Here is a 21,151-nt window from a genome sequence, read left to right as displayed (position 1 = left end):
ACGTGTCAGACGCTCAGGTCCCCCGAGGGACCTGAGCGTCTGACACGTGGGTGCAGGGTCAGAAGCCGAACGTGAGTACCCGCGGCATGTCCGTGCCGTGGCGGCCCGCGTCGTGGACGGCGCGGAGCACCGCGAGCTCGTGCGGCACGACCGGGTCCGGCAGCCCGACGAACGGGAACCAGGCCAGGTCGGCGGCCTTGTCGGGCTCCTGGATCGACGGCGTCCCCGTCCAGCGGGTGACCTCGAACATGAAGTCGACCCGCTGCTCGATCGCAGGCCCGCCCGGCTCGCCCCGGTGCAGCACGGTGAGCGGCCGGACGTCCTCGGGTGCCACCTCCACGCCGAGCTCCTCGCGGGCCTCGCGCACGGCGGCGTCGATCACCGACTCGCCCTCCTCGACGTGCCCCGCGGCCGCGCAGGCCCAGAAGCCGTCGCGGTAACCGGTGCCCTGCCGGAGCTGGAGCAGCACCTGCCCCTCGCGCCGGAAGTACAGGTAGGCCGCGGGCACGAGCGTGAACCGCTCGTGGTCGCCCTCGTCGTACCGGTCGGTCCGGTCCGGGGCCGCGCCGGGGGCCTCGGTCACGAGAGGCAGCCCTGGCCGAGCAGCGCCTTGAGGTCGCCGAACAGCGCGGGCGACTTCTCCACCCGCAAGCTGTCGGCGGCCCGCACGACGGTCCGCTTCCCGGGCTCCGCCACGGCGATGTGTACCTCCGCCGATCCGGGATGTGTCGCGAGCACCTCGCGCAGCCGGACCACGACCGACTCGATCGCGCGCGTGTGCGGCATGGTCACGGACAGCGGCGAGTCGGAGCCCACCGTGATGTCCGGCAGGGCCACCTCCATGGCCTGCAGCTGCATGGACTCGTCACGGCGTCGCACCCTGCCGCGCAGCACCACGACCTGGTCCTCGGCCAGCATCGTCGAGTAGGCGAGATAGGTCTCGCCGAAGAACATGACCTCGACGGCACCCTCGAGGTCCTCGACGGTCACGGCCGCCCACGGGTTGCCGTTCTTGCTCATCTTGCGCTGCACCGAGGTGAGCAGGCCCGCCACGGTCACCACGGAGCCGTCCGGCCGGCTCTCGTCGGCGAGCAGCGAGGCGACCGAGGTGTCCGCCGCCCGCTGCAGCACGTGCTCCAGCCCGGACAGCGGGTGGTCGCTCACGTACAGGCCGAGCATCTCCCGCTCGAACTGGAGCTTCTGCTTCTTCTCCCAGTCCGGCAGGTCCGGCACGTCGACCGAGAAGCCCATGCCCTCGTCGTCGCCACCACCGCCGAAGTCGGCGAAGAGGTCGAACTGGCCCTCGGCCTCCTTGCGCTTCACGCCGATCACGGAGTCCACGGCCTGCTCATGGATCACGAGCAGCGAGCGCCGGGTGTGGCCGAGCGAGTCGAACGCGCCGGCCTTGATGAGGGACTCGATGGTGCGCTTGTTGCAGACGGGGGCGGGGACCTTGTCGAGGAAGTCCTGGAAGGACGTGTAGGTGCCCTTCTCCTCGCGGGCCTCGACGATCGCGTCGACGACGTTGCGGCCCACGTTCCGCACACCGGTGAGGCCGAAGCGGATGTCGCCGCCGACGGCCGTGAACTTGGCCGCGGAGTCGTTGACGTCCGGCGGGAGCACCGTGATGCCCATGCGACGGCACTCGTTGAGGTAGAGCGCCATCTTGTCCTTGTTGTCACCCACCGACTGCAGCAGGCCGGCCATGTACTCGGCGGGGTAGTTCGCCTTGAGGTACGCGGTCCAGTAGGCGACGAGGCCGTAGCCGGCGGAGTGCGCCTTGTTGAAGGCGTAGCCGGCGAACGGGACCAGGGTGTCCCAGACCGCCTTGATCGCGGCGGCGCTGTACCCCTTCTCCTTGGCGCCCTTCTCGAAGTTGACGTACTCCTTGGCCAGCACCTCGGGCTTCTTCTTGCCCATGGCACGGCGGAGCAGGTCGGCCTGTCCGAGCGAGTAGCCGGCCATGATCTGGGCGGCGCGCTGGACCTGCTCCTGGTAGACGATCAGGCCGTAGGTCTCGTCGAGGATCTCCGCGAACGGTTCGACGACCTCCGAGTGGATCGCCTCGATCTGCTGCTGGTTGTTCTTCCGCAGCGCGTAGTTGATGTGCGAGTTCATGCCCATCGGCCCGGGCCGGTACAGGGCGATGACGGCGGAGACGTCCTCGAAGTTGTCGGGCCGCATCTGTCGCAGCAGTGACCGCATGGCGCCGCCGTCGAGCTGGAACACGCCGAGCGTGTTGCCGCTGGCGAGCAGGTCGTAGGTGGGCTTGTCGTCGAGCGCCACGTTCTCGATGTCGACCGGGTCCTTGCCGTTCATCACGATGTTCTCGAGCGCGTCGTCGAGGATCGTGAGGTTGCGCAGACCCAGGAAGTCCATCTTGATCAGGCCGAGGCCCTCGGACGTCGGGTAGTCGAACTGCGTGATGATCGCGCCGTCCTGCGGGCGCTTCATGATCGGGATGATGTCGATCAGCGGGTCGCTCGACATGATGACGCCGGCCGCGTGCACGCCCCACTGGCGCTTCAGGCCCTCGATACCGCGCGCGAGCTCGACGACGCGCTGCGCCTCGGGGTCGGTCTCGTGGACCTGGCGGAACTCCGCCGCCTCCGAGTACCGCTTGTCCTTCGGGTCGAAGATGCCGCTGAGGGAGATGTCCTTGCCCATGACGGCGGGCGGCATCGCCTTGGTGAGCTTCTCCCCCATGGCGTACGGCATGCCGAGCAGCCGGGCGGAGTCCTTGAGCGCCTGCTTGGCCTTGATGGTGCCGTAGGTGACGATCTGGGCCACGCGGTCGTCGCCGTACTTCTCCGTCACGTACCGGATGGCCTCACCGCGCCGACGCTCGTCGAAGTCGACGTCGACGTCGGGCATGGAGACGCGCTCCGGGTTGAGGAAGCGCTCGAAGATGAGGCCGTGCTCCAGCGGGTCCAGCTCGGTGATGCCCATCAGGTAGGACACCATCGACCCGGCGGCCGAACCACGCCCCGGCCCTACCCGGATGCCCTGGTCCTTGGACCAGTTGATGAAGTCGGCGACCACGAGGAAGTACCCCGGGAAGCCCATCTGGATGATGACCTCGACCTCGTAGTCGGCCTGCTTGCGCACGTCGTCCGAGTAGCCGTTCGGGTACCGGCGGCGCAGGCCTGCCTCGACCTCCTTGATGAACCAGGAGATCTCGTCCTCGCCGTCCGGCACGGGGAAGCGGGGCATGTAGTTGGCCGAGGTGTCGAACGAGACCTCGCACTGCTCGGCGATGAGCAGCGTGTTGTCGCACGCCTCGGGCAGCTCCTTGAAGACCTTCCGCATCTCGGCGGCGGACTTCACGTAGTAGCCGGAACCGTCGAACTTGAAGCGGTTCGGGTCGTCCAGCGTGGAGCCGGAGTTGATCGCCAGCAGGGCCTCCTGGCTGGTCGAGTCCTCCTCGCGCACGTAGTGCAGGTCGTTGGTCGCGACGAGCTTCGCGCCGATGGTCTTGGACAGCTCGAGGAGCTCCTTGGTCACCCGGGTCTCGATGGAGAGCCCGTGGTCCATCAGCTCGACGTAGTAGTTCTCCTTGCCGAAGATCTCCTGCAGCTCGCCCGCCTGGCGCACCGCCTCGTCCCACTGGCCCAGCCGCAGCCGCGTCTGGATCTCGCCCGACGGGCAGCCCGTCGTCGCGATGAGCCCGTCCGAGTACCGCTCCAGCAGGTCGCGGTCCATCCGGGGCCACTTGCCCATCTGGCCCTCCAGGGAGGCCAGGGAGGACGCCCGGAACAGGTTGTGCATGCCGGTGTTGTTCTTGCTCAGCAGCGTCATGTGCGTGTACGCACCGCGCGCCGAGACGTCGTCCGACTCCTGGCCCGCCTCGCCGTAGCGCACGCGGGTCTGGTCGAACCGGCTGGTGCCCGGCGTGATGTACGCCTCGACGCCGATGATCGGCTTGATGCCCGCCTTCTGCGCCTGCGCCCAGAACTCGTGCGCCCCGAACAGGTACCCGTGGTCGGTCGTCGCGATGGCGTGCTGCCCCTGCCGCCCGACCTCCTCCATGAGGTCGCCGATCCGGGCCGCGCCGTCCAGCATCGAGAACTCTGTGTGGACGTGGAGGTGGACGAAGTCGTCGCTCTTCGAAGCGGTGGCGGAGGGCATGTCCACGATCTTAGGACGGCTCTCCGACACTCCGGCCCAGCAACGCCGAGCCACTTCTCACATCAGGTGTACGCACCCCGCACCACATCGAGCGCGGCCTCCAGGTCGGCCGGGTACGGCGACTCCACCTCGACCCAGCGGCCGGTCACCGGGTGCTCGAAACCCAGCCGGTGCGCGTGCAGCCACTGCCGGGTGAGCCCCACCTTGGAGGCCAGCACCGGGTCCGCGCCGTAGGTCAGGTCGCCCACGAGCGGGTGGCGCAGGGCCGCGAAGTGCACGCGGATCTGGTGGGTGCGCCCGGTCTCCAGGTGCACCTCCATCAGCGACGCCGCGGACAGCATCTCCAGCGTCTCGTAGTGCGTCACCGACGCCTTGCCGTCGGCGGTGACCGCGAACTTCCAGTCCGAGCTGGGGTGCCGGCCGATCGGCGCGTCGATCGTGCCCGACGTCGGGTCCGGGTGGCCCTGCGCGAGCGCGTGGTAGACCTTGTCGACCGTGCGCTCCTTGAAGGCGCGCTTGAGGCCCGTGTACGCGACCTCCGACTTCGCCACGACCATCAGGCCCGACGTACCGACGTCGAGCCGGTGCACGATCCCCTGGCGCTCCGCGGCGCCCGACGTGGAGACGCGGTATCCCGCGGCGACCAGCGCCCCGACCACGGTGGGGCCGGTCCAGCCCGGCGACGGGTGCGCCGCCACGCCGACGGGCTTGTCGATCACGACCAGGTCGTCGTCGTCGTACACGATGCCCATGCCGGGCACCGGCTCCGCGACGACCTCGACGGCGGGCCGCTCCTCCGGCATGTCCACCTCGAGCCAGCCGCCCGCGACGACGCGGTCCGACTTGCCCACCTGGTGGCCGTCGAGCGAGACGGCGCCCGCCTCGGCGAGCTCCGCCGCGCGGGTCCGGGAGAACCCGAGCATGCGCGCCAGCGCGGCGTCGACCCGGTCGCCCGCGAGACCGTCCGGGACGGGCAGGGTGCGCAGCGCCATCAGGCGGGGTCGGCCGTACCGCCGTCGGACGCGCCGCCGTCGGCCTTGCCGGACTCCGGGCTGGACTCCGGCTCCTCGTCGGTGTGCCGCTTGCCGTCCAGGCCGATCCCCCGCAGGGACAGCAGCGCGATCAGCACGGCGGCCCCGACGACGGCGATGTCGGCCACGTTGCCCACGAAGTAGCCGGCGTAGTCGATGAAGTCCACGACGTGGCCGCGCGCGAACCCGGGCTCCCGCGCCAGGCGGTCGATCAGGTTGCCGACGGCGCCGCCGAGCAGCAGGCCCAGCGCGACGGCCCAGCCGCGCGACCCGAGGCGGCCGATCGCCCGCACGATGAAGACCACGACCACCGTCACGACGATGGTCAGGATCCAGGTGTAGCCCGAGGCGATCGACAGCGCGGCGCCGGGGTTGTAGATGAGGCGCAGCCCGAGCAGGTCGCCGACGAGCGGGATCGGCTCGGCGTTCACGGCCAGCGCGGACTCGGCCCACCACTTCGTGAGCTGGTCGACGGCCAGGACGAAGGCCGCGAGGACGAGCGTCCAGGTCACGAGCACGCGGCTGCCGGACGGCGAGGGTGTGGCTGCGGGACTCGTCTCGTCACCGGCCACGGCGGAGGGTTCAGCGGGAGTAGACATCAGGCAAAGTCTCCCACGCCCGGAGCCCCTGCCGGGCCCGGTGCCCGGCGTCACGCGGAAGGCCCGGCGACACACTGCCGGCAACCGGGCCACGAGCGATTTCCACCGCACATGGCGAATCCCCGGAAAATGGCGCTTACGGGTAAAGAGCCACGGAATGTCGGACCACCCCGGAACGAACAACGAGGCCCTTTCCCGGAATCCCGGGAAAGGGCCTCGTCTGGTGCGACATCAACGCCGTGTCACCGCACGGCGGGAGTCAATTGACGCTGGTGCGTCAGCAAGCGGCGTAGCCGGTCACGTTACCGGTCTGGAACAGGTTCAGCGGGCCGTCCCAGTGCCACGGCGCGACGCAGACGTTGTTCAGGACGTTGACCGAGTCCTCGCCACCGATGACGGCGTCGCCCTCACCGCAGGCCTGGTAGTCGGTCAGGTTCGCGGTGCTGTCCAGGTTGCCCGGGCCCTCCCAGTACCAGGGGGCGACGCACACGTTGTTCAGCGCGTTGAAGCTGCCGTCGCCACCGATCTCGACGACCTCACCAGCAGTGGCGACGTCCTCGGGGACCATCACGCCGTCGATCCCCTCGGGGAGCTCCGCGTTCTGGGTCGCGCCGAGCACGTCGAGCGCACCGTCCACGCCGACGACGCCGACAGCGCCCTCGACCCCGCCGAGCACCGCGCTGGCCTCGGACGGGCTGACCACGAGCGCCTCAGGCGCGTCGCCGAAGGTCAGCGCGCTCGCACCCGTCGCAGCGGCGACGATGAGCCCGGCCGACATGGCCACGGCAGCGCCGGCACGACACGTTGCACGGAATCCTCGGATCATTGTGTTTTCCCCCTCGAATGGCATCCGTCAAAAGAACGATGAACCACACGTGTGTGATTCACCTGGACGAGCATCCGGCGAGAAATTCACCCTGTCAATCGGAACGTGAACCCATGCACGGAGCCCCTGGTGCGTGAAATACGACATTCCAGGAGCGAACTCCATACCAATGCATCAGGTATGCACGTAACTCAGACATCACAGCGTTGATATCGGGTACGCGACCCGGCGCGACACCGTCGTCGCGCCGGTCGCTCAGGCCCCGCGGCGCTCTTCGCGCGCCTTCGCCTCGACGGAGAGCGTGGCCCTCGGGAAGGCCTGCAGCCGGGCCTTGCCGATCGGCAGGTCCGTGAGCTCGCACGTGGCGTAGGTGCCCTTTCGGATCCGGCCGAGGGCGTGGTTCGTCTGGTCCAGGAGGTCGCGCATGTTGTTGACGAGCGTCAGCTCCTGCTCACGCTCCAGGGCGCTCGAGCCGTAGTCGGCCTGGTCGTCGCCGGCCCCGTCGCCCGAGTTCCGCAGCAGGTCGGACAGCTCACGGTCGGCGACCAGGAGCTCGCGCTCCAGCCGCTCCTTGTCCTCGAGGAGCAGTGCGGCCAGCTCCTCCGCCTCGCGGACGGTCCAGGGTTCTTCACCGTCACGGACGGGAAACTTCTTCACGTCTCGTGTCAGGTTCGGGAACTCCTGCTTGATCGCCGCTCGCGTCGCAGTCGTGATCTTGGTCATGGGTTCCCCTTCACGGTCGCCCCCGGTGGTCAAGTGCACGAAGCGTAAGCACAAGCGGCCAGACGCACAACGGGGCACGCCGGTGTGGCGTGCCCCCATGATGTGCGCCTGGCGCACAACTCGCACGGCGACCGGACGTGAGGTGGGAGCGTCCTGTCGCCGTGCGTGCTGTCTGGTGCTCTGCTGTCAGATCCCCTGGGCCATCTCGACCGGCCGGCCGGACTGCTGGTTGTTCCGCGGCGGCAGCGCCGAGCCGCGGGCGTCCAGGTCACCCAGCAGGTTCTGCAGGAAGCTCTTCAGGCGCGTGCGGTAGTCCCGCTCGAACAGGCGCAGCTCGTCGATCTTGCGCTCCAGGAGCGAACGCTCCTGCTCGAGCTGCGAGAGCGTGCGGTGCGAGGTCTCCTCGGCGTCGCGCACGATGCGCGCACCCTCGGTCTTGGCCTCCGTGATGAGGCGGTCGCCCTCCTCCTGGCCGGAGCGCACGTAGTCGTCGTGCAGCTTCTGGGCCAGCTGGAGCATGCCGGTCGCCGACTCCGGCTCCGGGCCGTTGCCCTTGGGGCCGGCTGGACCGGTCGGCATGACGGGAGCCGCGACCGGCGCCGCCTGCGCGCGGGCGGGGGCGGCGGCGTCGCTGCGCGACAGCTCGGCGATCCGCCGCTCGGCGGCCGCGACCTTCTGCCGGAGCCCCTCGTTCTCCTCCTGGACGTTGGTCAGCGTCCGCACGACCTCGTCGAGGAAGTCGTCGACCTCCTCCACGTCGTAGCCCTCGCGGAACTTCGTCGCGGAGAACTTCTTGTTGAGGATGTCCTCTGCAGTAAGCAGTGCCATCGTGTCACCTCGAAAGTTAGAACGTAGGAACGCTGAACTCGGACGTCGGCGCTAGCAAGCCGCTCGCCCTTCGCCGAAGCCCACGGTAGCGGACGACATCGGCCCGGGACACCGGGAGCACCGCCGGGCACGAATTCCTCACAGAGTGTGCCGTGTCACCCCAGGCCATTTCCATGGCCCGGTCAATGATTTAGCACGCTTGGCCACCGGGCGTCCGGGTGAGTCTGCCGCGAACCGGCACACATTCACCACGTACCCGGCCGCCCTAGAGGCGCCCGATGATCGACGAGAGCAGCGACACGCCGAAGAACAGGACGATGAACGCCAGGTCGAGCTGCACCTGACCCAGCCGCAGGGGCGGGATCAGCCGGCGCAGGAACCGCAGGGGCGGGTCCGTGACCGTGTAGATCGCCTCGGCGATCACGAGCAGCACACCACGGGGCCGCCAGTCCCGGGCAAAGAACTGCACCCAGTCGAAGATGAGCCGTCCGATGAGGAACAGCAGGAAGAGCCACAGCAGGAAGCCGATGAAGTCCCAGATCACAAGGGACAACCTAACCTGTCCGGACCCGGTTGCAGGTGATCTCGCAGGTAAAGGGACCGTGCGAGTCCGCGAGAACCGCCCCGGACAGGGGTGAGGGGCGGCCGCTTCCGCGACCGCCCCTCACCCTTGCTCGATGTGTGTGCCGGACTCAGCTCTGGTTGTAGAAGCCGCCGCGACCGTTCGGCTTCTCGGTGGCGACCTGCTCCTCGGCGGCGATCTCCACGTGCTCGGGAGAGAGCAGGAAGACCTTGTTGGTCACCCGCTCGATCGAGCCGTGCAGACCGAAGATGAGGCCGGCCGAGAAGTCGACCAGGCGCTTGGCGTCGGCGTCGTCCATGTCGGAGAGGTTCATGATGACGGGAGTGCCGGCGCGGAAAGCCTCGCCGATGCTCCGTGCGTCGTTGTACGAGCGCGGGTGCACGGTCGTGATGCGGCGCAGCTCCCCGGTGGAGAGCGCCTGGTGGGGCACGCCATCGCGGTGCAGCGGCGTGACCTGCGCGTGTCGGTGGTCCTCCACGTTCTCCTCCAGGCCCTCGTCATACTCGTCGAGGTACTCCTGCTCGCCCTGATCGTCGGCGAGGCCCAGATACAGCATGGTCTTGCGAAGCGCTCCGGCCATCGCACACTCTCCGTTCGTCGCCTGCTGTGCGTCCTTCTGTCTGTGTCCCAGCGGGCCCGTACAACAGGTCCGACCTTGACCTCACGTCGAGGTCGCCTTGACAAAAGTAGCTCGGCGCAATCCGACCCGGAAGTGCGACACGCCGTGCCACGAACAACTTTGCCAAAGTTGTTCAGCGATTGCTCGCTAAAAACGACATCCGTGTGATTTCGCAGGTCAGGGCCCTGTTACCGGCGTGTCGCGACGGTGGCACAGATCCGCCACGGACGGTCAGAAAAGCGCCACGACACCGGCCTGGCGGCCCGTCGTGACCCCCGTCACGCTCGCCCGCCGGTGCGAGAACAGTTCTTTGTCCTCGAGCGTGCAGCGCTCGACCCGCGTCACCGCGACCCCGCGGGAGGCGAGCTGCGCGACCACCCCGGCGGGCAGGTCGAGGCCCGGCGTTCCCTCACTCGTGGTCGCGAAGGTCTCGGGCACGGCGGCGGCCACCTCGTCGCGCATCGCGGCGGGCACCTCGTAGCACCGCCCGCACACCGCGGGGCCGACGGCGGCGCGCACGCGCACGGTGTCCGCACCCCGGGCGACGAGCGAGTCGAGCGCCCGGTGCACCACGCCGGCCAGGACGCCCTTGCGCCCGGCGTGCGCGACGGCGACGACGCGCGCCACCGGGTCGGCGAGCAGCACCGGGACGCAGTCCGCGACCAGCACGCCAAGGCCGAGGCCGGGCTCGGCGGTGACGAGCGCGTCGCCCTCCCCCGCCGACGCCGGCGGCCGGTCCGCCGCCCACGCCTCGCGCTCGGCCGGACCGAGCTCGAGCACCACGTCGCCGTGCACCTGGGTGGCGAACGCCACCGGCGCGCCGAGCCGGTCGGCGGCACGGGAGCGGTTGACCGCGACGCGGTCCTCGTCGTCGGACACGTTCAGGCCCAGGTTGAGACCGCCGCCGCCGTCCGCCGCCCAGGGGGCGGGCGAGACGCCGCCCGCGCTGGACGTGAAGAAGGCGCGCACCCCGTCGCCCAGGTCGACGGGGTGCACGCCTGCAAGAGTCCGGGTTTCGCTCACGGGTGTGAGGTTACCCGGCCGGTCACTTCAGGAAGTCGGGGACGTCCAGGTCCTCGGCCGCACGGCGCGGGTTCTCGTCGTACAGCGGCGGGACCTCGACGCGCTCGCCCTGCTCGCGGTTGACGTCCTGCCGGTTGAACGAGCCCTGCACCACGACCGCCGGCTCGTCCAGCGTGCGCGGCACGTCGTCCGAGCCCTCGTCGTCGATCACGCGGGGCAGCGTGGACACGGGGGCCGGCTGCTGCGTCGGGGGAACCGACGGCGGCATGCCGTTCCCGGTGTACTCGGGCGCACGACGAGCGGCGTCCGACACGTCGGGCAGCGGGACCGGCGCCGTCGCGGGGCTGCGCGAGCCGGCCCCGACCGCGCCGGCGACCTGGCCGAGCGCCCGGTTGTCCTTGCGCTCCTTGGGCAGGCCGCCGTCGAAGCCGGCCGCGATGACGGTGACCCGCACCTCGTCGCCCAGCGCGTCGTCGATGACCGTACCGAAGATGATGTTCGCCTCCGGGTGCGCGGCCTCCTGCACCAGGCGCGCGGCCTCGTGCACCTCGAAGAGGCCGAGGTCGCTGCCACCCTGGATCGAGAGCAGCACGCCGTGCGCGCCGTCGATCGAGGCCTCGAGCAGCGGCGAGGAGATCGCCAGCTCGGCGGCCTGGACCGCACGGTCCTCGCCGCGCGCGGAGCCGATGCCCATGAGCGCCGAGCCCGCACCCTGCATCACGGACTTCACGTCCGCGAAGTCGAGGTTGATCAGGCCGGGCGTGGTGATGAGGTCGGTGATGCCCTGCACGCCGGAGTGCAGCACCTGGTCGGCCGAGTGGAACGCCGCGATCGCGGAGACGTTGCGGTCCGACATCGACAGGAGCCGGTCGTTCGGGATCACGATCAGCGTGTCGACCTCGTCGCGGAGGTTCTCGATGCCGCTCTCGGCCTGGACCGCGCGGCGGCGGCCCTCGAACGTGAACGGGCGCGTCACGACGCCGACGGTCAGCGCGCCGAGCGAGCGCGCGATGCGCGCCACGACGGGAGCGCCGCCGGTGCCGGTGCCGCCGCCCTCGCCGGCGGTGACGAAGACCATGTCGGCGCCGCGCAGGACGTCCTCGATCTCCTCGGCGTGGTCCTCGGCGGCCTTCTTGCCGACCTCGGGGTCCGCGCCGGCGCCGAGGCCGCGCGTGAGCTCCCGGCCGACGTCGAGCTTGACGTCGGCGTCGGACATGAGGAGTGCCTGTGCGTCGGTGTTGATCGCGATGAACTCGACGCCCTTGAGGCCGACCTCGATCATGCGGTTGACGGCGTTCACACCACCGCCGCCGATACCGACCACCTTGATTACTGCCAGGTAGTTCTGCGGAGTTGCCACGTCGTCGCCTTTCGATTCGGGTCCCGAGTCCCGACTCTCGTCCCTCCCAAAGTCTCAGGTTGAGGTAGAGGGTTAGAGTTATGTCAGGTTGCTGCTGAGTTCGACGGTAGGTGCGCCGCCGGGGTGTGTCGAAGACATCGTCGCGCGTGTCGCGCACCGATGCACGCGAGAAATCACAGCGATGTGATTTCGCCGCCGTTCAGTGCGTGACCGGGAGCTCCGGCGACGACACGTCGACCGTCGTCGCCGTCGGTTCCGCCTTCAGGAGCGTCTGCGCGACCTTCGTCTTGAGCGGCACCTCCGCGCCGTTCCCCCACCGGATGACGCGCCCGTCGGTCAGCGTGGTCCGCACGTCGTCCTGGGTCGCCGCGCTCACCGTACGGATGTCGGCGGCGAGCCTGGGCGGCAGCGCGCCGAGCACCGAGAGGGCCGCGTCCAGGGCGCGGCGGCCGGCCCCGGGGTCGGACAGGGAGGTGACGATCGAGGGCAGGCCGTCGGGCACCTCCTCGACCGTCGCGACGCGCACGCCCTCGGCGTCCATCAGGGCGTGCACCCCACCCGGCTGCGGCACGGCGACGACCGGCTCGCGCGACGTGAGCTCCACCCGCAGCCCGTCCGGCCAGGCGCGCGTGATCCGCACGTTCTTGACGGCGTTCATCGCGAGGATCTCCTCGCGCAGGCCCACCGTGTCCAGGCGCGGGAGCGGGATGCCCGCCTCGTCGGTCACGGCGTCGCGCACCTCGCCGACGTCGACCGTGGTGCCCTGGCCCGTGACCCGCACCTGCTCCGGGTCGAGGGAGAACAGCGGCGAGAAGAACGCCGCCCACACCAGGCCCGCCGCGACGGCGACCGAGAGCACGGTCCAGCCGATCCGGCGCCACACGCGGTAGCGCGCCATCGCGATGCGTTCGGCGAGACGGTCGGCGAGCTGGTCCGAGACCACGCCGCCGCGTCCGCCCGACGACGGCGCGGTGCCGGTGCCAGGACCGGGACGGCCGGCCGCCGGACGCTGCTCGGCCGGGCGCTGCCCCGCCGGACGCTGCTGGGCCGCGCGCTCCCGGCCCGGGGCCGACGGCCCGCTGCTGCTCGGCCGGCCCTGGGAACCCTGCGCCGGCCGGCCCTGGACCGATCGCACCCCGCCGGTCCCCGGCCGTGCCGGGTCGGACGGCGCCGGGACCCGGCGCCGCGGCGCGGCGCCCCGCGGCGTCCGGTCGCGCCGGTCCAGGGTCTGCTCGTCCTGGTCGGGTGCGGCCGCGCCCTGGTCCTCCGGGCGCGGCCGTGCCGTGCCCGCGGCGCGAGGGCGCGCGGGCGGGCGCATCAGTCCTCGCCCAGCCCCGGCGTACCGGTCGCCACGCGGGCCGCGAGGCGCGCGAGGACGGCCGGTCCGAGCTGGGTCACGTCGCCCGCGCCCACGGTGAGCACCACGTCGCCCGGCCGGGCGAGGTCGGCGATCACGTGCGCGGCGTCGAGCCGGTCCGGCACCGCGTAGGCGGCGCCGTGGTCGGCCATGAGGTCCACGATCGTGTTCGGCGTGACCGTCGGGTCGAGCTCCTCGCGCGCCCCGTAGATGTCCGTGACCACCACCTCGTCCGCGGCGGACAGCTCCGCGGCGAACCGGTCGGCGAACGTCTTGGTGCGCGAGTACAGGTGCGGCTGGAACAGCACCAGCACCCGGCCGCCGTCGGCGACCTCGCGGGCCGCCGTGAGCACGGCCTTGATCTCCGTGGGGTGGTGCGCGTAGTCGTCGACGACGAGCACGCCGTCGGCCTCGCCCTTCTCCTCGAAGCGGCGGCCCGTGCCGATGAACGCCTGGACGCCGGCGACCGCCTGCTCGGCGGGCACACCCAGCTTCACCGCGACGATGACGGCGGCGGTCGCGTTGAGCACGTTGTGCTTGCCCGGGACGGACAGGCGCATCGTGATGCCGGGGACGGTGCCGGACACGCCGGCGCCGTCGGCCACCTGCTCGTTGGTGCCCAGGATGTCGCCCCGCAGCACCGCCGTGGTGCCCTCCGGCGTCGTGGAGATGTCCGTGACCCGCACGCGGGCGGTGTCGTTGGTGCCGTAGGTGATGACGTGGCCGCCCGTGGCGCAGATCGTGGCGCCCACGGACAGCGAGCCCTCGTCGTCGGCGCAGGCGATCAGCCAGCCCTCGGGCACCAGGCGGCGCGCGAACCGGATGAACGCGCCGTTGAACGCCTCCGCGGTGCCGTAGTGGTCCAGGTGGTCGGCCTCGACGTTGGTCACCACGGCGATGGTGGGCGTGTAGTTCAGGAACGAGCCGTCCGACTCGTCGGCCTCGGCCACGAGCACGTCCGACGAGCCCAGGTGCCCGCCCGGCGTCGAGCCGTTGGCGGTCCGCACGGTGGAGCCGATCGCGTACGACGGGTCCAGGCCCGCCTCGCGGAGGATGGTGGCGACCATGGCCGACGTCGTGGTCTTGCCGTGCGCGCCTGCGACGGCGACGCCCCGCGACCCGTCCATCAGCGCCGCCAGCGCCTGCGAGCGGTGCAGCACGTTGAGGCGGCGGCCGCGGGCCGCGGACAGCTCCGGGTTGTCCTCGTGCACCGCGCTGGAGATCACCACGGTGTCCGCGCCGGTGAGGTGGGCGGCGTCGTGGCCCACCCAGACCTTGACGCCCTCGGCGCGCAGCGCGGCGAGCGCCTCCGACTCCGCGGCGTCGGAACCCTGCACGGGCACCCCGCGCCCGGCGAGCAGGCGGGCGACGACGGACATGCCCGCCCCGCCGATGCCGATCATGTGGACGCGGCCGAGCTTGGTGACCTGGTCCGTCGTCTCAGTGACCGTGGTGCTCATGACCTGACCTCCGTGGTGTCGGTACCTGCTGACCGTACGGCTTGCTCGACGAGATCGACGACACGTGCGGCGCCGTCACTGGTGCCGGCCGCCCGTGCGGCCTTCGCCATCACACCGAGCCGCTCGCGGTCCGCGAGCAGCGAGGGCACTTCCGCGGCGACCCAGGCGGGCGTGACGTCGGCGTCGTCCACCAGCAGGCCGCCGCCCGCCGAGACCAGCGGGGCCGCGTTGAGCCGCTGCTCGCCGTTGCCGATCGGCAGCGGCACGTAGACGGCGGGGATGCCGAGGGCGGCGAGCTCGGCGACGGAGCCGGCGCCCGAGCGGCAGACCACGAGGTCGGCCACGGCGTAGGCGAGCTCCATCTGCTCCAGGTACTCCCGCACCTGGTAGCGCTCGGCGTCGACGCCGGCGACGGTCTCGCGCACCTCGTCGGCCTTGCCCTTGCCCGTCAGGTGCAGCACCTGGGCGCCGGCCGCGAGGATCTGGGCGGCGGCGCCCGAGACGGCGCGGTTGAGGCTCAGCGCGCCCAGCGAGCCGCCGGTGACCACGAGGGTGGGCAGGGCGGGGTCGAGGCCGAGCTCGGCGGCGGCGCGGGCGCGCAGCCCGGCGGCGTCGGCCTCGCGCGCCTCGACCAGCTCCGCGATGGCCTGCCGCAGCGGCAGGCCGGTCAGGGTGCCGCCGCGCAGCGGCGTGCCGGGGAAGGTGAGGCCCACGCGGGCCGCCCACCGGGCGCCGAGCCGGTTCGCGAGGCCGGGCCGGGCGTTCTGCTCGTGGATCACGATCGGCACGCCCTTGCGCTTGGCCGCGAGGTAGGCCGGGGTGGCGACGTACCCGCCGAAGCCAATCACGGCCTGGGCGTCGATCTCGTCGATCGCGTCCTCCGCGGCCCGCACCGCCGCCGTCAGCCGGCCCGGCAGCCGCAGCAGCTCGGGGCTGGGGCGGCGCGGCAGCGGCACGCGCGGGATCGGGCGCAGCTCGTAGCCGCGCGCCGGCACGAGGTCGGCCTCCAGGCCGGTCGTGGTACCGAGCGCGAGCACGCGCGCGCCGGGCTGGCGGCGCCGCACCTCGTCGGCCACCGCGAGCAAGGGGTTCACGTGTCCCGCGGTGCCGCCTCCGGCAAGCACCACCGACACAACTGCTGAGCTCATCATCACCTTCTCGTCGTCGCCCGGGCCCGGGCGAATCGATCGCGACGCGGCCTGCCGTGCAGGATCTGTTCACAGATCAGGCCGCCGTGCACTTTTCTACCGTCTCCGTACCGCGCCGCCCAGCACAGCCAGTGACTTGCGGACGACGCTACCGCGTGCAGCGAGCGCCTTGGCAGCCCCTGGCTCGGTCCGGGCGAACGAGATCACCATCCCGAGCGCGGCCATGGTGGTGATCAGGGCCGAGCCGCCGGCGGAGACCAGCGGCAGCGGCACTCCGATCACCGGCAGCACGCCGATGACCACGCCGATGTTCACGAACGCCTGGCCCACGATCCAGCAGCCGACGGCGGCCGTGGTGACCTTGACGAACGGGTCCGTGTGCCGCCGGATCACGCGGCTCATCGCCAGCCCCAGCACGGCGAACAGCGCGAGCACCAGCACCGTGCCGAACAGGCCGAGCTCCTCGCCGATCACGGCGAAGATGAAGTCGTTGTGGGCCTCGGGCAGGTAGTTCCACTTCTCGCGGCTGCCGCCCAGGCCCACGCCCCAGAGGCCGCCCGTGCCGAGGCCGAACAGGCCGTGGAGGGACTGGTAGCACTCCGAGGCGGCGTCGCACTCCGCGCCGTAGGTCGCGATGATGCGCCGCAGCCGGTCGCCGGACCCCTGCTGCAGGATGAACACGTACCCGACGACGAACGCGGCGACGGCGCTGCCGAGCCCCATCAGCGAGAGGGGGACGCCGGCCACGAGGAACGCGCCGGCCACGAGCAGGCCGATCACCAGGGCCGTGCCGAGGTCGCCGCCGCCGAGCACCAGGCCCATGACCACGACCGCCCCGGGCACCGCGGGCATGATCGCGTGCGACCAGCTCCCGAGCAGCGCCTGCTTGCGGCCCAGCACGGTGCCCAGCCAGACGGCGAGGGCGAGCTTGGCCAGCTCGGAGGGCTGGAAGCGGACCGGCCCGAAGGAGAGCCAGTTCTGCTGGCCGTTGGTGACCTCACCCATGAAGATCACCGCGACGAGCAGCGCCACCGCCACCAGGAGCGCGGGCAGCGCGAGCATCTTGTACCAGCGGATCGGCAGGTGGGCGGCGATCAGCAGCACCGGCAGGCCCATCAGCGCGTACTGCGCCTGGACCAGGAAGGCCGCGTACGGCGACTGCCCCTCCGCGATGGAGGTCACCGTCGAGCTGGACAGCACCATGATCAGGCCGATCACGGTCAGCAGCCCCGTGGTGCCCACCAGCAGGTAGTAACTGGTCACCGTCGAGTTCCACTGACCGAGCCAGGGCCGGGCGTCGGCCTTGCGGTCGGGTGCCTTGCGGCTCGTGGTCGTCGTGGCCATCCCCTGCCCCTTCCCGCGGCTCAGCGCGTGGTGGTCAGGTCACGCACCACGCGGACGAACTCCTCGCCGCGGTGCGCGTACGAGGCGAACTGGTCCTGCGACGCGCCCGCCGGTGCCAGCAGCACGGTGTCCCCCGCCTGCGCGAGGTCCCGCGCGGCCTCGACCGCCCGGCGCATCACGGTCTCAGTGTCACCGGGATCGATCACCACAACCGGGACCTTGGGCGCGTGTCGGGCCAGCGTGTCGGCCAGCGGGCCAGGTTCGGCGCCGATGACGACGGCGGCCCGCATCCGGTCGGCGCGCGAGGAGACGAGGTCGTCGAACGTGGCGCCCTTGGCCAGGCCGCCCGCGATCCACACCACGGTGCCGTGCGCGAAGCCCGCCAGCGAGGCGGCCGCGGAGTGCGCGTTCGTCGCCTTGGAGTCGTTCACGTAGGTGACACCGGCCGACTCCGCGACCCGCTGGATGCGGTGCTCGCCGGGCCCGAACGACCGCAGGCCGTCGCGGACGGCGGACGCGGGCACGCCGTGCGCCCGGGCCAGCGCGGCGGCGGCCAGGGCGTCCGCGACGATGTGCGTGGGCACGACGCCGTTGTGGTCGCCGAGCTGCTTCAGGTCCGCGAGCGTGCCGAGCTCGGCGGCGCTCTTGCGGCGGTCCGGGTCGTCGTCGGCGGCGTGGAAGGCGCGGTCCACGAGGACGTCGTCGACCAGCCCGAGGTCGCCGGGGCCGGGGGTGCCGACGGCGAAGCCGACGGCGCGCGCGCCGTCGACCACGTCGGCCTCGCGCACCAGGTCCTCGGTCGTCGCGTCGGCGACGTTGTAGACGCACGCGACCTGGACGTTCTCGTAGATGCGGCCCTTGTCGCGGGTGTAGGCGGCGAGCGAGCCGTGCCAGTCGAGGTGGTCGGCGGAGACGTTGAGCACGGCGCCCGCCTGCAGCGACATCGTGTGCGTGAAGTGGAGCTGGAAGCTGGACAGCTCGACGGCGATCACGTCGAGCATCGGGTCCAGGGCCGCCTCCACGAGGGAGCGGCCCACGTTCCCGACGGCGGCGGTGCGCAGGCCCGCGGCCCGCAGGATGGCCGCGAGCATCTCGACGGTGGTCGTCTTGCCGTTGGAGCCGGTGATGCCGAGCCAGGCGGCCGGCTCGTCGGTGCCGAGGCGGTTCGCGCGCAGGCGCCAGGCGAGCTCGACCTCGCTCCACACGGGCACGCCCGCGGCCAGCGCCGCGGCGACCACCGGGTGGTGCGGCGGGAAGCCGGGCGAGGCGACGAGCAGGTCGGCGTCTGCGAGCAGGGCGGCCGCGGCGTCGGCGTCGAGCGCGCCGTGGTCGGCGTCGTGCGCCCTGTCGTCCACGGTGACCAGGGAGGCGACGCGCGGTTCGAGGACGCGCTGGAGCGACCGCCCGGTGACGCCGAGCCCGGCCAGGACCACGCGCGCCTGTGCGAGGGGGACGCGCGGCTCGGCCGGGCCGTAGGTGTCGCCTTCGGGCCCGGGGGCCTCGGTCACGAGGCCACCCACTCGGCGTAGAAGATCCCCATCCCGAGGCCGGCGAGCAGGCCCGCGATGAGCCAGAACCGGATCACGATGGTGACCTCGCCCCAGCCCGAGAGCTCGAAGTGGTGCTGCAGCGGCGCCATCTTGAAGACGCGCCGGCCGGTCATCTTGAAGAAGCTCACCTGGATCACCACGGACGAGACGATGAGCACGAACATGCCGCCGATGAGCACGCCCAGCAGCTCGGTGCGGCTCAGGATCGACAGGCCGGCCAGGGCGCCGCCGAGGGCGAGGGAGCCGGTGTCGCCCATGAAGATCTTGGCGGGGTTGGCGTTCCACCACAGGAAGCCGACGCAGGCGCCCGTGATGGCTGCGGCGACGATCGCGAGGTCCTGCGGGTCGCGCACCTCATAACAGCGTGGGCCGGCCGTGGCCAGGAACTGGCAGGACTGGTTGAGCTGCCAGATGCCGACCAGCACGTACGCGCCGAAGGTGATGATCGAGACGCCGGTGGCCAGGCCGTCCAGGCCGTCGGTCAGGTTCACCGCGTTGGACCAGGCCGAGACCAGCAGGTTGGCCCAGATCACGAAGAGGATCAGGCCGACGGTCGCGCCGGCGAACGCCAGGTCGAACTCGGTGTCGCGCAGGAACGAGATCTTGGTCGACGCCGGGGTGCGCGAGTTCTCGTTGGGGAACTGCAGCGCGAGCACGGCGAACGAGATGCCGACGATGCCCTGGCCGATCAGCTTGGCGCGGGCCGTCAGGCCGAGCGACCGCTGCTTGCGGATCTTGGTGAAGTCGTCGAGGAACCCGACCAGGCCGAGGCCCGCCATGAGGTAGAGCGCCAGCAGCGCCGACACGCTCGGCAGCCGCCCCGACACCAGCATGGAGGCCGCGACGCCGATCAGGGTGGCCGCGATCATGACGACGCCGCCCATGGTCGGGGTACCGCGCTTGGTGAAGTGCCCCGTGGGGCCGTCCTCGCGGACGAACTGGCCGTAGTTCTTGTGGACCAGGAACCGGATGAAGACCGGTGTGCCCAGCAGGGCCACGAGCAGCGCCACTGCGGCGCTGACCAGGATCGCGATCACTTGTTGTTGTCCTTATTGGTCTGTGCCATCGACAGGTGGTCGCCGAGCTCCCAGAGCCCGGAGCCGAGCGACGACTTCACGAGCACGACGTCGCCGGACTCCAGCGACTCGTCCAGCAGCGAGCGGGCGGCGGGCAGGTCGGGCACGAAGATCGTCTCCGAGCCCCAGGAACCTTCCTGCATGGCGCCCTCGTGGATGTGGTAGGCGCCGTCGCCCACCACGACGAGCTGCTTGATGTTCAGCCGTACCACGAGGCGGCCGATCTCGTCGTGCGCGACGCGCGCGCCTTCACCGAGCTCACGCATCTCGCCGAGCACGGCGACCGACCGGCGCGTGCGCCCCGCCATGACGGCGAGCGTGCGCAGGGCGGCCTTCATCGAGTCCGGGTTCGCGTTGTACGCGTCGTCGATCACGGTGACGCCGTCGGGCCGCTCGGTGACGGCCATGCGGTGCGGGCTGCGGGCGGTGGCCTCGGTGAGCCGCTGCGCGACGTCGGCCACGGGGACCCCGAGGCGCAGGGCGACGGTCGCGGCGGCGAGCGCGTTGCTCACGTGGTGGGGGCCGACGAGCTGGAGGGCGACGTCGGCGCGCTGCTCGCCGTCGTCGGCGGTCTCTGCGGTGGACGGAGCCACGGAGGCGGCGACGCGGAGCGTGAAGCTCGCCCGGCCGGTGGCGTCGACCGAGATGTCCTCGGCGCGCACGTCGGCGGACGGGATGGTGCCGAAGGTCCGCAGCGCGGTGCCGGGGGCGACCTGGCCGGCCATGGCGGCGACGCGCAGGTCGTCGGCGTTGAGCACCACGGAGCCGCCGTCGACGACGCCGGAGACCATCTCGGCCTTGGTCTTGGCGATGGCCTCGACGCTGCCGAAATGGCCCACGTGCGCCACGCCCACGGCGAGCACGACGCCGACGTTCGGCGGCGCGATGCGCGTGAGGTAGGCGATGTTGCCGATGCGGTCGGCGCCCATCTCGGCGATGAGGTAGCGCGTGTCCCGCGTGACCCGCAGGACGGTCAGCGGCAGACCGATCTCGTTGTTGAACGAGCCGGTGGGGACGATGATCGCGTCCTCGCCGCTCACCTCGGGGGTGAGGAGCTGGCCGAGCAGGTCCTTGGTGGTGGTCTTGCCGACCGAGCCCGTCACGCCCACGACCTTGGGCCAGCCGTCGCCGCCCTCGCGGACCGTCGCCAGGACGTACCGGGCGAGCTCGCCCAGGGCCTCCTGCGGGTCGTCGACGACGACGGTCGGCAGACCGTCCAGCTCGCGTGCCGCCAGCACCAGCGTGGCTCCCGCGGAGACGGCGCGGGCCGCGAAGTCGTGCCCGTCCACCCGCTCCCCCGGCAGGGCCACGAAGAGGGCACCGGGCGCGGCCTGGCGCGAGTCGATGATCACCGCCCCCGTGACCGTCACGTCCGGGTCGGCATGCAGCCGCCCGCCGGTGGCTGCGGCGACCTGTGCCGCAGTCAGCTCGATCATGCCTCTGTCGTCCTCTCCTGCGTGGGTCCTGCTGGGGTAGCACGTCTACCGCTGGGGTAA

At 71.4% G+C, this 21,151-nt stretch carries 18 protein-coding genes; all 18 read right to left on the bottom strand.

All coding sequences use genetic code 11. The features are described from left to right. Window positions 1-58: 58 nt before the first annotated feature. Window positions 59-583, bottom strand: coding sequence for an NUDIX hydrolase (locus tag FHX71_RS04980; RefSeq protein WP_182614688.1), 525 nt, complete (start codon window positions 581-583; stop codon window positions 59-61). Beyond that, window positions 580-4,128 carry a DNA polymerase III subunit alpha gene (gene dnaE / locus FHX71_RS04975; protein ID WP_182614687.1) on the bottom strand — a complete coding sequence of 1,183 codons (3,549 nt, stop codon included), beginning with the start codon at window positions 4,126-4,128 and terminating at the stop codon, window positions 580-582. The genes FHX71_RS04980 and dnaE overlap by 4 nt, the downstream gene beginning before the upstream one ends. 62 nt (window positions 4,129-4,190) lie before the next feature. Further along, a complete protein-coding gene (locus FHX71_RS04970) occupies window positions 4,191-5,120 on the bottom strand; it encodes an RluA family pseudouridine synthase (protein ID WP_182614686.1) in 930 nt (309 codons plus the stop codon). After that, complete coding sequence (locus FHX71_RS04965; protein WP_246402231.1) at window positions 5,120-5,758, bottom strand: signal peptidase II; 639 nt, start codon at window positions 5,756-5,758, stop codon at window positions 5,120-5,122. The genes FHX71_RS04970 and FHX71_RS04965 overlap by 1 nt, the downstream gene beginning before the upstream one ends. Before the next feature lie 277 nt (window positions 5,759-6,035). Then, the gene (locus FHX71_RS04960; RefSeq protein WP_182614685.1) at window positions 6,036-6,542 is read right to left on the bottom strand and encodes a hypothetical protein; all 507 of its coding nucleotides are present in this window, start codon (window positions 6,540-6,542) and stop codon (window positions 6,036-6,038) included. Window positions 6,543-6,839: 297 nt separating this feature from the next. Further along, a complete protein-coding gene (locus FHX71_RS04955) occupies window positions 6,840-7,307 on the bottom strand; it encodes a TraR/DksA family transcriptional regulator (RefSeq protein WP_182614684.1) in 468 nt (155 codons plus the stop codon). A 186-nt stretch (window positions 7,308-7,493) separates the two neighbouring features. Continuing rightward, the gene (locus FHX71_RS04950; protein WP_182614683.1) at window positions 7,494-8,135 is read right to left on the bottom strand and encodes a DivIVA domain-containing protein; all 642 of its coding nucleotides are present in this window, start codon (window positions 8,133-8,135) and stop codon (window positions 7,494-7,496) included. A 265-nt stretch (window positions 8,136-8,400) separates the two neighbouring features. Beyond that, window positions 8,401-8,679 carry a YggT family protein gene (locus FHX71_RS04945; RefSeq protein ID WP_376770122.1) on the bottom strand — a complete coding sequence of 93 codons (279 nt, stop codon included), beginning with the start codon at window positions 8,677-8,679 and terminating at the stop codon, window positions 8,401-8,403. A 148-nt stretch (window positions 8,680-8,827) separates the two neighbouring features. Beyond that, a complete protein-coding gene (locus tag FHX71_RS04940; protein WP_182614681.1) occupies window positions 8,828-9,298 on the bottom strand; it encodes a cell division protein SepF in 471 nt (156 codons plus the stop codon). A gap of 270 nt (window positions 9,299-9,568) precedes the next feature. After that, a complete protein-coding gene (pgeF, locus tag FHX71_RS04935) occupies window positions 9,569-10,360 on the bottom strand; it encodes a peptidoglycan editing factor PgeF (protein WP_312876928.1) in 792 nt (263 codons plus the stop codon). 22 nt (window positions 10,361-10,382) lie between these two features. Continuing rightward, window positions 10,383-11,720, bottom strand: a complete 1,338-nt coding sequence (gene ftsZ, locus FHX71_RS04930; RefSeq protein WP_182614680.1) for a cell division protein FtsZ — start codon at window positions 11,718-11,720, stop codon at window positions 10,383-10,385. A 199-nt stretch (window positions 11,721-11,919) separates the two neighbouring features. Beyond that, complete coding sequence (locus FHX71_RS04925) at window positions 11,920-13,038, bottom strand: cell division protein FtsQ/DivIB (protein ID WP_182614679.1); 1,119 nt, start codon at window positions 13,036-13,038, stop codon at window positions 11,920-11,922. After that, complete coding sequence (gene murC / locus FHX71_RS04920; RefSeq protein ID WP_182614678.1) at window positions 13,038-14,537, bottom strand: UDP-N-acetylmuramate--L-alanine ligase; 1,500 nt, start codon at window positions 14,535-14,537, stop codon at window positions 13,038-13,040. Before murC ends, FHX71_RS04925 begins: the two co-directional genes overlap by 1 nt. Continuing rightward, window positions 14,534-15,688 carry an undecaprenyldiphospho-muramoylpentapeptide beta-N-acetylglucosaminyltransferase gene (gene murG, locus FHX71_RS04915; RefSeq protein ID WP_182614677.1) on the bottom strand — a complete coding sequence of 385 codons (1,155 nt, stop codon included), beginning with the start codon at window positions 15,686-15,688 and terminating at the stop codon, window positions 14,534-14,536. The genes murC and murG overlap by 4 nt, the downstream gene beginning before the upstream one ends. Window positions 15,689-15,781: 93 nt before the next feature. After that, window positions 15,782-17,029 carry an FtsW/RodA/SpoVE family cell cycle protein gene (locus FHX71_RS04910; protein ID WP_182614676.1) on the bottom strand — a complete coding sequence of 416 codons (1,248 nt, stop codon included), beginning with the start codon at window positions 17,027-17,029 and terminating at the stop codon, window positions 15,782-15,784. A gap of 20 nt (window positions 17,030-17,049) precedes the next feature. Next, the gene (murD, locus tag FHX71_RS04905) at window positions 17,050-18,537 is read right to left on the bottom strand and encodes a UDP-N-acetylmuramoyl-L-alanine--D-glutamate ligase (protein ID WP_312876927.1); all 1,488 of its coding nucleotides are present in this window, start codon (window positions 18,535-18,537) and stop codon (window positions 17,050-17,052) included. After that, window positions 18,534-19,616: a phospho-N-acetylmuramoyl-pentapeptide-transferase gene (gene mraY, locus FHX71_RS04900; RefSeq protein WP_182614675.1), complete on the bottom strand. Its 1,083-nt coding sequence runs from the start codon at window positions 19,614-19,616 to the stop codon at window positions 18,534-18,536. The genes murD and mraY overlap by 4 nt, the downstream gene beginning before the upstream one ends. Beyond that, window positions 19,613-21,091 carry a UDP-N-acetylmuramoyl-tripeptide--D-alanyl-D-alanine ligase gene (locus tag FHX71_RS04895; RefSeq protein ID WP_182614674.1) on the bottom strand — a complete coding sequence of 493 codons (1,479 nt, stop codon included), beginning with the start codon at window positions 21,089-21,091 and terminating at the stop codon, window positions 19,613-19,615. The genes mraY and FHX71_RS04895 overlap by 4 nt, the downstream gene beginning before the upstream one ends. Window positions 21,092-21,151 lie beyond the last annotated feature (60 nt).

The sequence above is a fragment of the Promicromonospora sukumoe genome, from assembly GCF_014137995.1.
Classification (GTDB): domain Bacteria; phylum Actinomycetota; class Actinomycetes; order Actinomycetales; family Cellulomonadaceae; genus Promicromonospora; species Promicromonospora sukumoe.
Note: the sequence above shows the minus strand (reverse complement) of the source record. Positions and strands in the feature narration are given on the sequence as shown.

Coding starts and splice junctions, on each gene's coding strand:
- dnaE (WP_182614687.1), bottom strand. CDS start 4,128: ATGCCCTCCGCCACCGCTTCGAAGAGCGACGACTTCGTCCACCTCCAC.
- FHX71_RS04970 (WP_182614686.1), bottom strand. CDS start 5,120: ATGGCGCTGCGCACCCTGCCCGTCCCGGACGGTCTCGCGGGCGACCGG.
- FHX71_RS04965 (WP_246402231.1), bottom strand. CDS start 5,758: ATGTCTACTCCCGCTGAACCCTCCGCCGTGGCCGGTGACGAGACGAGT.
- FHX71_RS04955 (WP_182614684.1), bottom strand. CDS start 7,307: ATGACCAAGATCACGACTGCGACGCGAGCGGCGATCAAGCAGGAGTTC.
- FHX71_RS04950 (WP_182614683.1), bottom strand. CDS start 8,135: ATGGCACTGCTTACTGCAGAGGACATCCTCAACAAGAAGTTCTCCGCG.
- FHX71_RS04940 (WP_182614681.1), bottom strand. CDS start 9,298: ATGGCCGGAGCGCTTCGCAAGACCATGCTGTATCTGGGCCTCGCCGAC.
- FHX71_RS04925 (WP_182614679.1), bottom strand. CDS start 13,038: ATGCGCCCGCCCGCGCGCCCTCGCGCCGCGGGCACGGCACGGCCGCGC.
- murC (WP_182614678.1), bottom strand. CDS start 14,537: ATGAGCACCACGGTCACTGAGACGACGGACCAGGTCACCAAGCTCGGC.
- murG (WP_182614677.1), bottom strand. CDS start 15,688: ATGATGAGCTCAGCAGTTGTGTCGGTGGTGCTTGCCGGAGGCGGCACC.
- FHX71_RS04910 (WP_182614676.1), bottom strand. CDS start 17,029: ATGGCCACGACGACCACGAGCCGCAAGGCACCCGACCGCAAGGCCGAC.
- FHX71_RS04895 (WP_182614674.1), bottom strand. CDS start 21,091: ATGATCGAGCTGACTGCGGCACAGGTCGCCGCAGCCACCGGCGGGCGG.